Annotated in this window: 17 protein-coding genes; 4 read left to right on the top strand and 13 right to left on the bottom strand. The window is 56.3% G+C overall.

The window, feature by feature from the left end:
- Nucleotides 1–3: 3 nt before the first annotated feature.
- The 4 genes from B5M06_RS16510 to B5M06_RS17195 are packed head-to-tail and all read left to right on the top strand — an operon-like array spanning nt 4 to nt 2,791.
- Nucleotides 4–339, top strand: a complete 336-nt coding sequence (locus B5M06_RS16510; RefSeq protein WP_080025318.1) for a helix-turn-helix domain-containing protein — start codon at nt 4–6, stop codon at nt 337–339.
- A gap of 54 nt (nt 340–393) precedes the next feature.
- Nucleotides 394–1,701, top strand: coding sequence for a hypothetical protein (locus tag B5M06_RS16505; protein WP_162777449.1), 1,308 nt, complete (start codon nt 394–396; stop codon nt 1,699–1,701).
- Between the two features lie 2 nt (nt 1,702–1,703).
- The gene (locus B5M06_RS16500; protein WP_054067019.1) at nt 1,704–2,024 is read left to right on the top strand and encodes a hypothetical protein; all 321 of its coding nucleotides are present in this window, start codon (nt 1,704–1,706) and stop codon (nt 2,022–2,024) included.
- Between the two features lie 2 nt (nt 2,025–2,026).
- Complete coding sequence (locus tag B5M06_RS17195; protein WP_162777450.1) at nt 2,027–2,791, top strand: hypothetical protein; 765 nt, start codon at nt 2,027–2,029, stop codon at nt 2,789–2,791.
- 3 nt (nt 2,792–2,794) lie between these two features.
- Here the strand turns inward: B5M06_RS17195 and B5M06_RS16490 are convergent, their stop codons facing one another.
- From B5M06_RS16490 to B5M06_RS16430, 13 genes are all read right to left on the bottom strand, one after another.
- Nucleotides 2,795–3,805 carry a phage late control D family protein gene (locus B5M06_RS16490; protein ID WP_054067021.1) on the bottom strand — a complete coding sequence of 337 codons (1,011 nt, stop codon included), beginning with the start codon at nt 3,803–3,805 and terminating at the stop codon, nt 2,795–2,797.
- Between the two features lie 4 nt (nt 3,806–3,809).
- Nucleotides 3,810–4,268, bottom strand: coding sequence for a phage tail protein (locus B5M06_RS16485; RefSeq protein WP_338028318.1), 459 nt, complete (start codon nt 4,266–4,268; stop codon nt 3,810–3,812).
- A 16-nt stretch (nt 4,269–4,284) separates the two neighbouring features.
- Complete coding sequence (locus B5M06_RS16480; RefSeq protein ID WP_054067023.1) at nt 4,285–7,224, bottom strand: phage tail tape measure protein; 2,940 nt, start codon at nt 7,222–7,224, stop codon at nt 4,285–4,287.
- 5 nt (nt 7,225–7,229) lie between these two features.
- Complete coding sequence (locus B5M06_RS16475; protein WP_080025316.1) at nt 7,230–7,358, bottom strand: GpE family phage tail protein; 129 nt, start codon at nt 7,356–7,358, stop codon at nt 7,230–7,232.
- Between the two features lie 8 nt (nt 7,359–7,366).
- Entirely contained in the window at nt 7,367–7,669 is a 303-nt protein-coding gene (locus B5M06_RS16470) for a phage tail assembly protein (RefSeq protein ID WP_054067024.1), read from the bottom strand.
- Between the two features lie 71 nt (nt 7,670–7,740).
- On the bottom strand, nt 7,741–8,250 hold the full coding sequence (locus tag B5M06_RS16465; RefSeq protein ID WP_054067025.1) for a phage major tail tube protein: 510 nt from the start codon (nt 8,248–8,250) through the stop codon (nt 7,741–7,743).
- A 31-nt stretch (nt 8,251–8,281) separates the two neighbouring features.
- Nucleotides 8,282–9,475: a phage tail sheath protein gene (locus tag B5M06_RS16460; RefSeq protein ID WP_054067026.1), complete on the bottom strand. Its 1,194-nt coding sequence runs from the start codon at nt 9,473–9,475 to the stop codon at nt 8,282–8,284.
- Between the two features lie 100 nt (nt 9,476–9,575).
- On the bottom strand, nt 9,576–10,004 hold the full coding sequence (locus B5M06_RS16455) for a hypothetical protein (RefSeq protein WP_240183962.1): 429 nt from the start codon (nt 10,002–10,004) through the stop codon (nt 9,576–9,578).
- Between the two features lie 154 nt (nt 10,005–10,158).
- The gene (locus tag B5M06_RS16450; protein WP_080025315.1) at nt 10,159–12,411 is read right to left on the bottom strand and encodes a phage tail-collar fiber domain-containing protein; all 2,253 of its coding nucleotides are present in this window, start codon (nt 12,409–12,411) and stop codon (nt 10,159–10,161) included.
- Nucleotides 12,408–13,049 (bottom strand): phage tail protein I, encoded by a 642-nt coding sequence (locus B5M06_RS16445; RefSeq protein ID WP_054066025.1) that lies wholly within the window; start codon nt 13,047–13,049, stop codon nt 12,408–12,410. Before B5M06_RS16445 ends, B5M06_RS16450 begins: the two co-directional genes overlap by 4 nt.
- The gene (locus B5M06_RS16440; RefSeq protein WP_054066026.1) at nt 13,042–13,902 is read right to left on the bottom strand and encodes a baseplate assembly protein; all 861 of its coding nucleotides are present in this window, start codon (nt 13,900–13,902) and stop codon (nt 13,042–13,044) included. The genes B5M06_RS16445 and B5M06_RS16440 overlap by 8 nt, the downstream gene beginning before the upstream one ends.
- Nucleotides 13,899–14,237, bottom strand: a complete 339-nt coding sequence (locus B5M06_RS16435) for a GPW/gp25 family protein (RefSeq protein ID WP_054066027.1) — start codon at nt 14,235–14,237, stop codon at nt 13,899–13,901. Before B5M06_RS16435 ends, B5M06_RS16440 begins: the two co-directional genes overlap by 4 nt.
- Complete coding sequence (locus B5M06_RS16430) at nt 14,237–14,953, bottom strand: phage baseplate assembly protein V (RefSeq protein ID WP_162777393.1); 717 nt, start codon at nt 14,951–14,953, stop codon at nt 14,237–14,239. Before B5M06_RS16430 ends, B5M06_RS16435 begins: the two co-directional genes overlap by 1 nt.
- Nucleotides 14,954–14,989: the final 36 nt, after the last annotated feature.

Here is a 14,989-nt window from a genome sequence, read left to right as displayed (position 1 = left end):
TACATGCAAGAGAAGAATTTCGCATCTTATGGGGATCGACTCAGGGAAGAGCGCATCCGCATTGGCTTGCAACAGCTTGATTTAGCTGATTCATGCACCGTTTCCAGACGGACACTGTCTTCTTGGGAGAACGGTGAAGCCACGCCCAACGCCCCAGCTCTTGCTGTCATGGCCGGACTAGGTATTGATGTTCTTTATGTGGTTACAGGCCAACGCGCTGGCGAATCTGAAGCCACGCTGGCACCAGCTGAACGCGCATTGCTGCAGGCTTGGCGCGACAGTGATGAGAAGGGGCGGGCACTGCTGAGTGCTGCAGCTGAAGTTTTGAAGCAGGAGTAAGTCACGGGTGACTTATGCAGCATTTCTGATAATTATTAGAATCTGAGGTTTCACTTGAAAAAAATATCAGAAAAAAGAAAAAAATACTTGGCAAGATATTCTAAATTTGCCATGAGAAAGCTTAAAAGAAAAAATAAAAATAAGGAGAGTGGCAAAAGAAGGGGGAAATTTTCTTCAAATGAAAGTAGATCTTTTCTTCTTAAAAATATTGGCAGCGGGTACTTTGGTTCAGCAAGAGAAAAAAGGGTTTATGAACCTGCTTTTCCTCGAGATTTTTCTTTATTAAATAATCCTAAAAGAACACTTAAGGCTATATTGAAGCTTGCAAAATTTGGGGCTCAGCGTAAGAAAAAGTGTCACTTAAAGATTGACCAATCTAAATTATCGACATGTGATATTGCAGCAATAGCTCTACTTGATATTATCCTTTTAGAAATGAAGGATGAAGTTGAAGATGGTAAGGCTCCAGATCTTGATCTGGAGGGGGTTATTCCCAAAAATCAAGAAATGGCGACCCTTGTGAGGGCCATTGGGACTCCTAAGCACTTAAATATTCCTGAAGCACAATTACATTTTATTGATAGTCAAAAACTTGAGATCTTTGACAAGAGAGTCACGCAACGAAAAAAAATGGTTACGCCCCTTGTGGCAGAGACCAGAGAAAAAATTGCAGAAGATTTTATTCTTCATATATCAAGATGTTTGACGGCTACTAAATCTGTTGAAATTAATGAGGATGGAGTTACCCATCTAAGTGCAATTTTGGCAGAAATTATTAACAATGCCGAAGAGCATGCTGGGATGACAGATTGGTCTCTATTAGGTTATTTGAATTTTAAACAAGAGATTCCAGTGCTTGAAGTTGCCATGATTAATTTTGGTAAAACGATGGCTCAAACATTTCAAGAGCTGGATAGAGATGGATATACGTGGCGTCAAATTAAACCTTATGTGTCTGAGCATGTTGGGCGTAGATTATTCAGTTCTTCATGGAAAGAAGATGATCTGCTGACTATCATGGCTCTTCAGCCAAACATTAGCTCTAAAAATTACTCTACTAACAGTACGAGAGGAGCTGGAACTACTCAGCTTTTAGAATTTTTTGAATTTATGGATTCGTTTTTCCATGGGCAAGATGCATCTGCGCAGATGGCTATCATCTCCGGCAGTACCTACATCTACTTTGATGGAACCTATAGCCTTGAAGCGTCTGGAACCCGGAAGGCCATCGCGTTTAACCCTAGCAATGATCTTACAAAGAGACCCGACAAAGAGTACGTCCAGCACTTAAGTGATGTATCCTTCCCTGGTACCATCATCAGCATCAAGCTGCCCCTCCCTGTTGTCGAGGCAAATGACTAGAAATGGACAAGATTGTGAATGTAAACCTTAGTGAATTCCAGGGCCGCATCCTCTCTGGGCGTGAGCGCGGGACGCAGGCACGTGAGCTCATGTCGATCGATAAGCTTGATCAAGGGAACGACAAGGTTCATGTAACGTTCCCTACAGGTTTGTGGAGTGTTAGTAGCTCGTTTTTTTTGGGTATGTTTGGTCCAAGTATTATTGCTGCAGGTACTAAAGATGCTTTTAAAAATAGATATTCATTTGAAACAAAAGATTCAATTAAAAAATTAATAGACGGATATATAGATTTTGCATTGCAGAATAGAAATATATTTGGATGATTATGAAATTTATACAGCGCCTCTTAGGCGCTTTTTTTTTGACTTTATCCTTTTGTTGCTTTTCTCAAGTTAGTGAGGGTGAGTTTGATTACTCATTAACAACTGAATTGCATAGAAAAGATAAAAAAATCTTTTTTGTCAAAAATTCGTCGTATTCATTCCCGATGGAAATTATTGATAAAAAAGAGAATGCAATTAAGATTTCTAGTGTTGATTCGACTGCTGTTTCATGGATTGGCCTTGGTATATCAGTTTTGTCATTTGTTATTGCTATATTTGTTCCGGTTTATCTTAATGATAGAAATAATAAAAAGTCAGTATTGGATGATTTTTGGGCAAGACAGGTACTGTATCCGGAATATTTAAAACCTCTATTGGATTATTGTCAATGGGTTAGAATTAATATTAATGATCAATTTGATGAGGTTAAATCTGATTATTTAAACTCATATTATTCTAGTTTTTTTGATAGATTGGTGCATTTACATGCGTTAGCAAATGCTCTTAAAGTGAATTTCGACCATTCTATATTAGAGTCAACGCATAGAGAAATGCAGGATTACGTTGCTAAATATATCAATCTTTTAATTGATGGCTCTGTTATATTCAGAGATGTTGATATGGAAAAGATCATTGATTCAAGTCAAATTTCTGAAGAAAGAAAGATTCGACTTTTGTTAGGATATAAGAAAAAAATTGACAAATTGACAAATGATTTATTTAACGAGTTTATAAAAATAATGATGAATATGCAGAAAGGTAAATGATTTTCATAAATTGTATTTAGAGAAAACTTCCATCACCGCCTTCGTTGTCCACCCATTCCCCTCATTGAGGGTGTGCGTCACTTCCTTGACCAGCCAGCCCTGGCCATCAATCTCAGGCTTAAAGCCTTGCACGGTAATGGGGGTCTGGGCGGCGATTTCCGGCCTGCCCATGGCCAGCGTCAGCTCAAAGGTGGCAGCACCGCGCTCCAGGCGCTGCATTTCTGCGCGGGCGGCGTGCAGGGCGTCTGCTTCGCTGGCGTAGGTCTCTTTCAGCGTCTTGACGTTGCCGGTCTTTTTGCCCGCCACCACGCTTTTGCGTTTGCCGTTCACGCTGTCTGACCAGAAGGCTTTCACGCCGTCATAGGCGTCACGTTCGCTGCTGCTCCAGCGGTGCTGGTCACCGTCTCGCCGGGTAATGTGGATCTGCGGCAGCTGCTCACCCTTGGCGTTCTGGCTGCCCGTAATGGGCATGAACAGCAGGTGCTTTTTCTTGACGGTGGCCACCGCGTCATACTGCCGCGCCAGCCGGGTGAGAAAGTGCATGTCGCTTTCATTGGTCTGCAGCAGGTGCTGCACGGCAATGCTGGCCAGCTGGGCGGCCACCTTGTGGGTCAGGTTGCTGCTTTTGGCCAAGTCCGCAATGACTGCGCCCAGGGTGGTGTTGCGCCATGTGCGTTCCTTGCGGTTGCGGATTTCGCCGCCCATGTCTGCAGACCGTGCGCGGATGGTGATTTTGTCTGGCGCACCGCTGTGCTCCACCTCATCCACCACAAAGCTGCCCTTGTCCACCAGCTGCTGGCCGCGCCAGCCAATTTGCAGCTCAATTTCTGCCTCTTTGCGGGGAATGGCCAGCTGGCCGTCACTGTCGTCCAGCTCCAGATCCAGCTGGTCGGCGCTGTTGGCGCGGCCTTCGGTGAGCGTCAGGCTCATGAGCCGGGGCTGGATTTTGGCGGAAATGTCTTGCCCGCCTACCACCAGCCGGTAGTCGGGTGCCAGGTGCTGCTTTGCGGCCATGGGGCTATTCCTCTCCCGGGGCCACGGCCACGAACTGGCCGCGCTCGTTCACTTGCACCTGTTCGCCACCGGCGTCATCGTCCACACGGCTGAGCTGCAGGGTAAAGCTCACGCGGGTGGGGTTGCCGTAGCGGTCGTGCAGGGTGCCGGTTTCGCTCAGGCTTTCAATGGCGAACTGGCCAAACACCTCCCCCGCGCCGCTGACCAGGGCAAAGGCCTGCCCGGTGTCGCCCATGGCGCGCAGCTCGGCAATGCTGCCGTAGTTGCCAATTTCCTGCGGGGCAATCCAGCCCTTGAGGTTGATGGTCTCTTCCCCCTTGCCCACGTACTGGCGGGCAGGGCGGGCGCCCACGCGGCTGTTGCTGGGGTGCCGCCAGCTGTTGCTGCGGGTGAGTTCGTCGTAGGGCAGGCTGTCCAGGCCAAAGATGAACTGGCCCAGGGCCATGAGCATGGATCCGTGCATGGTGGCGGTGTCTTTCTTAACTCAGGTCACTCAGGGCGCTGCGGCCACGGCTGGCACGCTGGCGTTCACGCCGGTCCAGCTCTTGCGAGACGGCGCGGGCAATGGCCTGCGGGTCCATGCCGGGCGCGGCGTGGATGTGGATTTCTGTATGCCCACCGGCTACAGGGGCCGCGCGCACGGCTGCCTGGCCAGCCTCAATGCCGTTGGCTGCGCCCTCACTGATCCAGCCACCAAACTGCGTGAACACCTTGGAGGGGCTGGCAATGCCCAGCCTTTCCTTGAACCAGCTGGCGGCGGACGATGCCACGCCCACCACGGTGTCTTTCAGCGCTGCCAGCTTGCCGGTGATGCCGTTGATGATTCCACTCACCAAGTCTGCGCCAAACTGAACAAATTTGGGGATGATTGACACGAGCGTCACCACCAAATCAGCCAGCCAAGCGCCAAAACCTTGCCCGGCTTGTGTGGCTCCTTCAATGGATTGCTTGCTCGCCTCAAACGGAGCAACCAGTTGGCTGACCCAGCCCCACACGGCAGACAAAGCGCCCACCAACATGTCCCAAAGTGGCGCAAGGGCAGACAACACGCCACCCAAAGCACCAAAGGTGGCTGAAAACATGGGGGCCAGTGGTGCCAGCCCTTGCACAAAGCCCTGCCAGAAGCCTGCAAAGAAGGCCTTGATAGGGTTCCAGAATTTGATGATGAGTAATGCCGCACCCGCAATTGCCGTGACAGCCAAGCCAATGGGGTTCATCAGCAGCGCACGCCCCACCAGCTTGATGGGCAGCAAGAGACCTTTGAATGCACCGGCCAGCATGCCCAAGCCAGCGCGCAAGCTTGCGGCCGTGAGCTTTTTCAGACCCAGCAATGCATCAGTAGCAATGCCTTTAGGCCCTCGCATAGCGGCATACATGGCAATGCTGGCTGCCGCTTGCCGTGCGCTGGCCAAGGCTGCTGCCTTGAGCGAGAGCACATAGGCCCACACTTTGACAGCAGCCCCCTTGGCGGCAAAGCCCGCCTTGGCAAAGCCTGCCCATGCGGCTTTACCAAGACCAACAAATGCGGATGGCAAACCCTTGGCAGCCAACCACATGCGGCTGAGCGCACCCGGCACAGCCTTGCCTGCGGCGATTGCCAGTTTCACCGGCTTTTGCAGCGCAAGGCCAATGGCGGTCAGGGCAGAGGGCACGACTTTACCTGCTGCCACGGCAGAGCCGCCAAGCGCTTTAAACCCGCCAAGCAGTGAAGGCAGGCCTGTGCGCAGCGCCATGGCTGCAGCTTGTGCAGACAGCAGGCCACCGCGCACGAATGTGAAAGCATAGGCACCTGCAATGGCGGCAATTTTGAGCGCCATGAGCGCGGCCACTACCATGACAACCGATGTGACAAGGCCTTGGTTTTCTTGCATCCAGCCGTAAAAGGCCAAAGCCACGGGCGCAAATGCAGCCATGGTTTGATTGATGGCGGGCAGCAAGCCAGCCCCCAAAGCAGTGACCACGGTTTTGACGCTCTCGCTGGCTTTCTTCATTTGCTGCTGGGTGGTGTTGCCCATGCTGTCAAACTCAGCTTGCAAGCTGGTGATGTACTTGGCTTCGTCATTCACCATCTCAAACGCCGCCACCAGACCATCTACGCTTTTCACAATCTGCGCAGCGGGGCCAATGGATTCATCACCAAATAGCATTTTCATGGCAGGGGCAAGCTGGTCAGGGGCCAGCTTTTGCAGGCGCTTCATCACATCCACGATGGCTTTTTCAGGCGCTTTTTGCATTTGCTTGGCCAGTTGCTCGGCATCCACATCCAGCATTTCAAACACTTTGAGCTGGCTTTTGGAGGCAGCGAAGCCCACCGTCAAGGCCTTCATGAAGTTCTTGGAGGCCGTGGCCGCAATTTCTTCCGTGGCACCACCAGAGAGCATGGTTGCGGCCAGCGCTGCAGACTGGGTTTGATTCAAGCCCATGGCAGACAGATAGGCGCCCTGACGGCGCATGACTCCGCCAATATCCAGCGCCGTCGCGTTCATGCTGTTGGCAATGTGGTTCACAGCTCCAGCCAGCGCGGCGGCTTGGTCCATGCTCAGGTTCATGCCGGAGCGCCAAGCTTTGAGCATTTCACCGGCTTTTTCGCCCGTGGTGTCAAAGGCCACGCCCATCTTGGCAGACACCTCTGCAAACTGTGCCCATTCGCTTTCGGCAAAGCCCGCCTGGCTGGCGGCAATGTAGGCACCAATAATTTCTTCACGGGCCACACCCGTTTCCACCGCCAGTTTTTGCGCTGCGTTGCCAATAGCGGAAAGCTCTTGCGGCGTCTTGTTGGCGACCTTGTTGAGTTCAGCCAGGCGCTGCTCCCAATCCACGGCCATCTTGATCGGTGCGCCCAGCGTAGCGGCAAGGGCTACACCGTCTAGCAGTGCACCACGGGCCTGCCCGCGCGCTGCCACGTTGGCATCTTGGGCTTGCTTGATACCAGCCGCACGGCGCTGCATATCAGCCTGCTTTTTCAGAGCCTCTGTTTGCGCTTTGATGCGTGCAGTAGTGGCAGCAATATCTGCTGCCAAGCGCTGCTGTGCACCGCTCACATTGGTGATACCCAAAGACGTGAGGTTGTTGCGTAGCTTGAAAACGGTTGACTGCTGCTCTTTGAATTTGGCAGTCTGCTTTTCAATGGCCGCCTCATGTTTCTTGATTTGCGCAGCACTGGCCATGCCGGTGTTTTGCAGCACTTGAAGGTTTTGCTTCATGACCTTCAGCTGATTGCTGCTTTCACGCATGGCCTGCGTGTGCTTTTCAAAGTTGCCCAGCGCGGCTTGCTGGTTGTTGAGCTGCTTGAGCTGTTCACGCGCGGCCTTGAGGGTGCCTGCCGCGTCCTGGCTGCCCTGGCTGATGCGCTTGAGCGGCGCCAGCGCCTTGTCTGCCAAGTCCAGCACAACGCGCAAGCGCAGGTTTTTTTCAGCCATGGGGGTTACGCCTCAGATTGATGGAGTTGGTTGTGTATGCCGACGGCGCGTTCACGCCAGTCCAGCAGTTCGTCGACGCTCATGGCGTCCAGGTCTGCCAGTGGCCAGTGAAAGAAGAAGGCCACGTGCGCCATGGCGTCTTCTATGCGCTGGGGAAGTCGGCTCTGTCCGCTTTTGGGACCAGAAAGCTCACCACGGCGGTGCCCAGCTGCACAAGGTCTGCGGGGTCGAGTTTTTCTACGTCCTGCTTGAGCAGCATGGGCTCTGTGACGCGGGGCAGAAGGCTGTGCAGGGCGTTGGTTTCCAGGCGCAGCAAGTCAGTGAGCGAGAGGCCGCGCAGCGCACCGCTGAGAGGCTTGCGCACGGTGATGGTGTTGACTTCTTTGCCGCCGGTGGTGATGGGGGTGTCCAGCGTGATGGTCTTTGTGGTTTGGGTGTTGTCCATGGTTCAGGGGGAAGAGTGAGTCAGGCAAAAAGGGGGCTGGCCGTGGCGGTGCACGGCCAGTGCGAGGGGGTTTAGATGCCGAGGATGTCGCGCACGGTCTGCATCAGGTCAGTGCCGCCCACGTTTTCAATCAGGCCGGTGGGGTCCATTTCAATGAGCACTTCACCATCCCATTCCAGGCGGTAGTAGCTCAGGGCGGCTTTGGCTTTGAACTCGGTGTCATCACCGGCCTTGCCAGAGCCCATGTCCAGCTCTTCCCAGCGGCCGCGCATGAAGACTTCCACCTTGCTGTAGTCGCCCGAGTCATCGCGCTGCACGGCACCGGCAAAGCGCAGCGGCACGCCGCCAATGCCCTTGGCCCCCCATTGCTTGAGCAGCTCTTTCATCCAGCCGCCAGCGGTGACTTCCAGCTCCAGCGCTTCGGTGCCCAGATCGACCTTGACTGGGGTGCGCATGCCACCAGCGCGGAATTCTTCGAGCTTGCGGGTCAGCTTTGGCAGGACGACTTCGGTGACTTCACCGGCGTAGCTGGTGCCATCTACAAAGAGGGCAAAGTTCTTGAGTTTGTTGGGCATGCCCATGGTGTTTGCTCCTGGTGTTCAGTGGTTGGGCTTAGCTTCCGGTTTGCACGCGGGTGGCAAAGTCAGTGAAGTAGCGGTCTGTAATGCGCTGCTTGAACGTCAGGTTCTCCAGCGGCGGCACGGGGGTGTAGTCGTAGTCAATGAAGGCCTGGCCTTCCTTGAGCGTTGCTTTCTGGTTGGCCTCGGCGTCAAACCAGGCCTCGCCGCCCAGCAGGTAGCCGCCGGTGGTCAGCTCGCGCATCTTGGCGTTCACGCCTTCCAGGATGTCTTTCATCAGGCTGGGGTGCAGGGGCTTGTCTACGGCCCACATGTGGGCTTCGGCAATGCTGTCGGCCAGTACGTGGGCTGTGCGCACGGCAGATTCAAAGCTGAACAACGGGTCATCAGCGCAGGTGCGGCTGCCCCAGAAGCGGTAGCCCTCGCGGTTGATCAGCGTGGTGATGTCGTTGCTGTTGAGCAGGCCTGCATCGGTGGCGGGGTTTTGCAAGTCCCAGTAAATATCCTGCTTGATGCCGGTGACGCCATTCACGCCCACGTTCGACAGGGTCTTGTGCCAGCCTTGCTCCAAGTCCAGCTTGGCACGCAGGCCCAGGGCGTAGGCCTCGGTATATGCGGTGACGGTGGCATTGGCCGTGGTGTCCCAGCGCTGGAAGTCGCCGTGGATCAGCATCAGCTCACGCTTGCCAAACTCGCCGCGGTACAGCAGCGAATCTGCCACCACGTCTTTGTAGCAGCCGCAGTACGCCATGGCGCGCAGTTGCTCACCCAGCGTGGCCAGCGCGGTGGCCACGGGCTGGGTGGCCAGACCAGGCGCACCCAGAATGCGGGGCTTGACGCCCAGCTTGCTCTGCGCAGCCAGCAAGGCCTTCATGCCGGTATAGGTGCCGTCTTCTGCCACGCCGCCAATCACGTTGCTGGTCAGGCTGGCGGCCTTGGCTTCTGGGGTTTCGCCCTCGCCATCGGGCACGCGCACCACCACGATCACGGGCAGGCACTGCTCGGCAATGGCATCCAGCGATGCGGCCAGCGTACCCAGCTTGCCCGCCTTGGCAATGGCGTTGCGGGCGTGGGTAATCAGTACGGGCTTGTTGTAGGGGAAGACGGCTTCGTCAGCGTCTGAGGCTGTGGCCACCAGGCCGATGATGGCCGTGGAAATGGTACGGATGCTGCGCACGCCCTCGGTGATTTCGAGGACTCGCACGCCGTGGTGGTATTCGGTAGACATGGGCGCTGTGGTGGGTTGAGTTGGCGACCCTTCAAGGGTGCCAACTCCCCCTCACACATGCCAGCGCGCGCGCGTGTAGCGGTGGGTGCTACAGCAAAAGCTAGGCAGGCTGTGGCTCGCGCAGGTCGGTGGTGGGCCAGCCTTGGGTGGTGTCGTAGGCCTGCAGTGCTTGGCGTGATGCTTCGCCAGCTTCTAGTAGTGTGCTGATCTGGTCTTCGTGCCACTGCCGAATACCTGTCAAGAGGCCAGATACCTGACGGTAGGCGGCATCTTTTTGCAAGATGCGCAAGGCCAGTTGCAGCCGATCAAGCCCACGTGCGGCGGCACATTGGTCAATCCATGGGGTGATGGCATTTGCGTCTGCTTGCAAGGCTTGTGCTTCTGCCAGCTGCACGGGCCAACTCTCGCGCTCGTGGGCGGGGTAGTTGTTGGCCAGCTCGCCCATGCGGCGGGTGTATTCGGCGTCTACTTGCGCTTGGGATGCGCAGGCCAATTCTGCGACCGTGGCGGCTCGATGCTGTGCGGGCATAGGCATTCCGTCAGCATCCGACTCTATCTGTCCGCCGCTTTGAAGTAGCGTTTTATATAAGTCTTCCGAGATTTCTTTGGCATCGTCAGGAATCTCGGCGTGTACCGCAGACAGATAAAATCCGTTTGTGCTGGGCGAATAAAAATACTTCATATCAATATCCAATAGAAATCCAAGAAACAGTAGTGAAACTAAGCGCTTGGTGAGAAGCGTCAGCCATCACAGTTACCGCTGTGAGACTGTTTGAAGAAGCAATTGCCCCAATCATCCCATTGGGGATGACTACCCCATAGTTAACGCATGCAACAGCAGCTGTATGTTGCGTGGCATAAGCAATGGGCAGTGAGACGGTAACTGGCGAATCGTTAGCAGGGACATCTGTTTTGCCCGCGTTAATAATGAAGCCCCCAAGCCAGCTCGGGAATGCAATACCAAACAAGCCCCCGCTTTTGACAATAGTAAAGCCGGCCCGCAGTTTTTTAGGTGTAACCGCCCGCGCATCGTCAGTGCCCGCATTTACTTCCGCTTGCGTGGCAATCTCAAGCAACCCTGTGCGTGATTCTGTGGCAGTACGCGCAGCAAGTGCCGCAGGCGTTACAGCCTTACTCGCATCTGTGCCTGCTTGTGCTTCCGCATTTGTGGCCAGCGTAACCTTGCCCTTGGCCGAGCTACTAGCTGCCGGAACAAAGGTGTCAACCGCCCCCTTCAGCACGGCTGCTGTAATGACTCTGGCAGCCGTAGCAGTCCCGGTGTTCGCCTCGCTGGCACTCATCGTGCTGTACGTGGTGTTATTGTCCGTGCCCGCCACCCATGTAGTGCCATTGTGCTTCAGCACCTGACCACTTGTGCCCGTAGGCAGGATTTCAGCAATCGTCCACGCTACATTGGCCGATCCATTCACAGACTTCCCTGTTGCGCCGATGGTCATAGTTCGAGCGGTTCCCCAATTGGCCGTCGTGATGTTGGCACTGCCATTGAATGATGTGCCGTTAATCGTGCGCGCTGTAGCCAGCGTGGTTGCTGTCGCGGCATTACCTCCGTTAATAGCTGCTTTTACACCTGCAGGTGTTACCGCGCGTGATGTATCTGTGCCAGCAGCCGCCTCTGCAGTCGTGGCCAGCTCAACCAGGCCGGTGCGTGATTCCGTGGCAGTACGGGCAGCCAAGGCCGCAGGCGTTACCGCCTTACTCGCATCTGTGCCTGCTTGTGCTTCCGCATTGGTGGCCAGTGCAACCTTGCCACTGGTTGCGCTACTAGCAGCCGGAACAAAGGTGTCAATCGCCCCCTTCAGCACGGCTGCTGTAATGACTCTGGCAGCCGTAGCAGTCCCGGTGTTCGCCTCGCTGGCACTCATCGTGCTGTACGTGGTGTTATTGTCCGTGCCCGCCACCCATGTAGTGCCATTGTGCTTCAGCACCTGACCACTTGTGCCCGTAGGCAGGATTTCAGCAATCGTCCACGCTACATTGGCCGATCCATTCACAGACTTCCCTGTTGCGCCGATGGTCAGAGTTCGAGCGGTTCCCCAATTGGCCGTCGTGATGTTGGCGCTGCCATTGAATGACGTGCCGTTAATCGTGCGCGCTGTAGCCAGCGTGGTTGCTGTCGCGGCATTACCTCCGTTAATAGCTGCTTTTACACCTGCAGGTGTTACCGCGCGTGATGTATCTGTGCCAGCAGTTGCCTCTGCAGTCGTGGCCAGCTCAACCAGCCCGGTGCGCGATTCCGTGGCAGTGCGTGCGGCGAGCTTTTTAGGCGTTACGGCTACGTTATCCAAAGACCCGGCATTGACTTCGTTTTGGGTGCCAATGCGCAGTACGCCACGTAGCGTTTCAGTTGCCTGGGCAACTTGTTCGCGCAGCAGTTGAGCCACACGCAATGGGCTCATCCAGCGACCAACGGCAGTGCCTTGCTTGGCTTGTTCTTCAGTAGCTTCCAGCCTTTGCACCCAGTCACGTGACGCAATCACAATGGCAGGGTCGATCTTCAGCGTGACTGTGGCGGTATGCGCAATCTCCACCACAATGCGAATGATCAGTTCGCTGCCTGCGCCTTCGGCCAGCATTGGCTTGGTAGTGGCTGGGTAGTTGCCAACGGCAATGCATTGGTTGCCATCCTCACCGCCCATGATGGCGGTTTCCCTGACAACATAGCCGCCCCGATCAGATGGGATGACGGCTTCCACAACGATCCAGCTAGGGTTGTCAGGGTCTGGCTCAATGCTGGATATGGCCAGCCGATCAACCTCATGAATGACACCCGTCTGTGTAGGGCTGGGCACAGGTTCAACCCCATTGCCATCGCCCAGGACCAAGTGAGTCCAGGGCACGGCGGTTTGCTGCATGTGCGCATTCGCATGGAGCGCAGCGCCAAGATTGGTAAGCGTGGTGAAGTATTTCTGGCTCATGGTGCTGTCATGGGGTAAACAGTGGTGGTATTTGCGCCATGGGTTCCGAAGGCCATGTGCATGGCGACCGGCTCTGGCGTAATGTCTTTGGCCTGCAGTGGGTACACCGTGGTTTGAGTGCCGCAAAGCAGCTGCATGGCGAAGTACATGCCGCCACGGCTTTGCATGGAGGTGCGCAAGGTGCGCAGCACGCTGCGCTGGGCCTTGTTCTCTTCAATCAGGGCATGGGCGCGCTGGATGGCACCTTGGGTCAGGGGCCGGTCCACCACAGCAATGTCCACATCAAAGTGCGACCAGTGCTCGGCGTCCACGGGCTTTTCAATGACACGCACACTCTCAAGGCCGGAGCGCAGCAGGGCCTCACGCACGGCCCAGACCGTGCCTTTTTTCTTGTGCAGCCGGATGGATGCGCCCACCATGGCACGTTGCTGGCCTTCAGTCCACGCAGGGTCCCACTCGTCCACGCTCCAAGCCCATGCCAGCCAGGGCAGCAGGTGCAGCGGGCAGGTGAGGTGGTTCCACAGCTGGCGGATCTCTTCCGGGCTGTGCGGCATGGCGCTTGCCTTTGCCAAGGCGCGCTCCAGCGGCGTGGCGTTGGGGGGCAGCAGTGTGGCGGCGCGGGTGGATGGGCTAGACATAGCTGCCCTCTGCCAATGTGACGTTGATGGCCGTGCAATGGGCTACCTGGTGCGGCTGCACCTCGATGTCTTGCATGCGGGGGTCAAACAGCACGCTTTGTACGCCCTGCACATGCAAGGCAGCGGCCAGACCAGAGACGGAAATGTCATACCCCAGCTTGCGGCAGCTGGCCAAGTAGGCATTCAGGCTGGCCAAGGCACGCTCGAGCACGCTGGCCTGTGTGGGGCCGGGGTAGGCGCGCAGCTGGGCGATCACTTCAAAGGGGATGACTTCGGCAGAGACCACTTCCACCGTGTCGCTCATGGGGCGCACGTCATCAGCGCTGAGCTTGGTGGCCACAATGTCCAGCAGTTCCTGGGCAGCGCTGCCGTCACCTTCGGCGCTGAGCACCACCACGCGCACGGTGCCGCCGGTGGGCGTGATGGGCATGGCGTCCTGCACCCGGGCATCTGCACTCAGTGCGTGAAAGATGTAGCTGCCTTTGCTGCCAGCCACCGTGAGGCCTTCAAACGCCATCTGGGCGCGGCGGCGCAGCTGCGCGTCGGTCTCGCCAGGCAACTTCTCCACATCATTGTTGGCGGCAAACACTTCAAGGTCTTCACCTTGTGCATAGGCCAGCATGCAGGCGTGGGCACTGTCGTTGATGCGGGCCTGCATGGCCATGTTTTCATAGGCAATGCGCTGCAGCACTTTGACCAGGGGCTCAGACTCCAGCGCAAGGATGGTGTCAATCTCAGGCTCTACGCCTGCCATCTCTTCACGCACGATGGACTTGAGTCGCTGCAGCTCGGCCTCAAAGTCCAGCGGCTGGACCACGTTGGGGGCTGGCAGCTGCGAAAAATCCACGCTCATGCGGCACCTCGCAGTTGCAGGGCGGCAGACAGGTTGACGGCCTGGCCCAAGTATTCGCCTTGCAGATGCACCGTGGCCTGACCAGGCAAGGCCCCGTTGCTGATTCCCACGCGGGTGACGCGCAGGCGCGGCTCCCACTTCATGAGGGCGCTGGCAATGGCGGCATAGGTGCGCAGGCGGGTGTGGGCGTTGTCTGGCTGGTCAATCAGGCTGGGCAGCAGGCTGCCATAGGTGCGGCGCTCCAGGCGCGTGCCCAGCGGGGTGGTGAGAATGTCTGCCACGGACTGTTTGACGTGGTCCAGGCCTGTGAGGCGGCGTCCTGTGAAGCGGTCCATCAGTTGGGCACTCCTGCGCCGTTGTTTGCGTGGGTGTGGTTGCTGCCCACGTTTTTGCCGTTGTGGGTAAGGCTGCCCCCTTGGATAGCCATGCCGCCCTGGATGGCGTTGGCTCCACCTTCACCAGCCTGGCCAGCCACGCCGCCGTTGAAGGTGAGCAGCTTTTGCACCGTGACTGCGCCGGTGAATTCGGTGGCCGGGCTGTCCACCTTGAAGCTGGGCGTGGTCAGCGTGGTGCCATCTGGGGTGATGTGCAGCTGTGAGCCACCCACATTCAACGTGATGGCGTTGGCAATGTTGAACACCAGTGTGCCGGTGGTGCGCTCGTATTCCCAGAATTCAGAGCCGCTGAAGTCATGGCGCTCGGCGTTCAGGTTGGCAGTGGCTTGCGGCATGTCGCTGCTGAACAGGCCGAGCAGGGCCACGGCGTGGTTCAGGTCGCCTTCTGGCGCCAGCACCAGGCAGGGCTCATTGGCAACAGGTGGACGCCAGTGGCGGGTGTGCTGCACACCTCCTGCGGCAAGGCTGATCCACTGGATGTGGGTGGTGACCAGGTCTTCACTCAGGCGCACAGTGCAAGTGGCAGGGGTGGAGCTGCTGCCAGGGCGCACGTCTTCCACCCGGCCAAAACGGATCATGTTGGCAATCAGGCGGTACAGCTCAATGGGGCTGAGTTCAGGGGGCAGCGCAGACATGCCGCCATGGTGTCTTGCCATGCGCACGCGCGCCAGCGCGCGCACGTGTAGCGGTGG

Source organism: Comamonas kerstersii (assembly GCF_002056725.1).
In the GTDB taxonomy this organism is placed as follows: Bacteria; Pseudomonadota; Gammaproteobacteria; order Burkholderiales; family Burkholderiaceae_C; genus Comamonas; species Comamonas kerstersii.
This window is presented reverse-complemented; position numbering and strand designations above follow the sequence as displayed.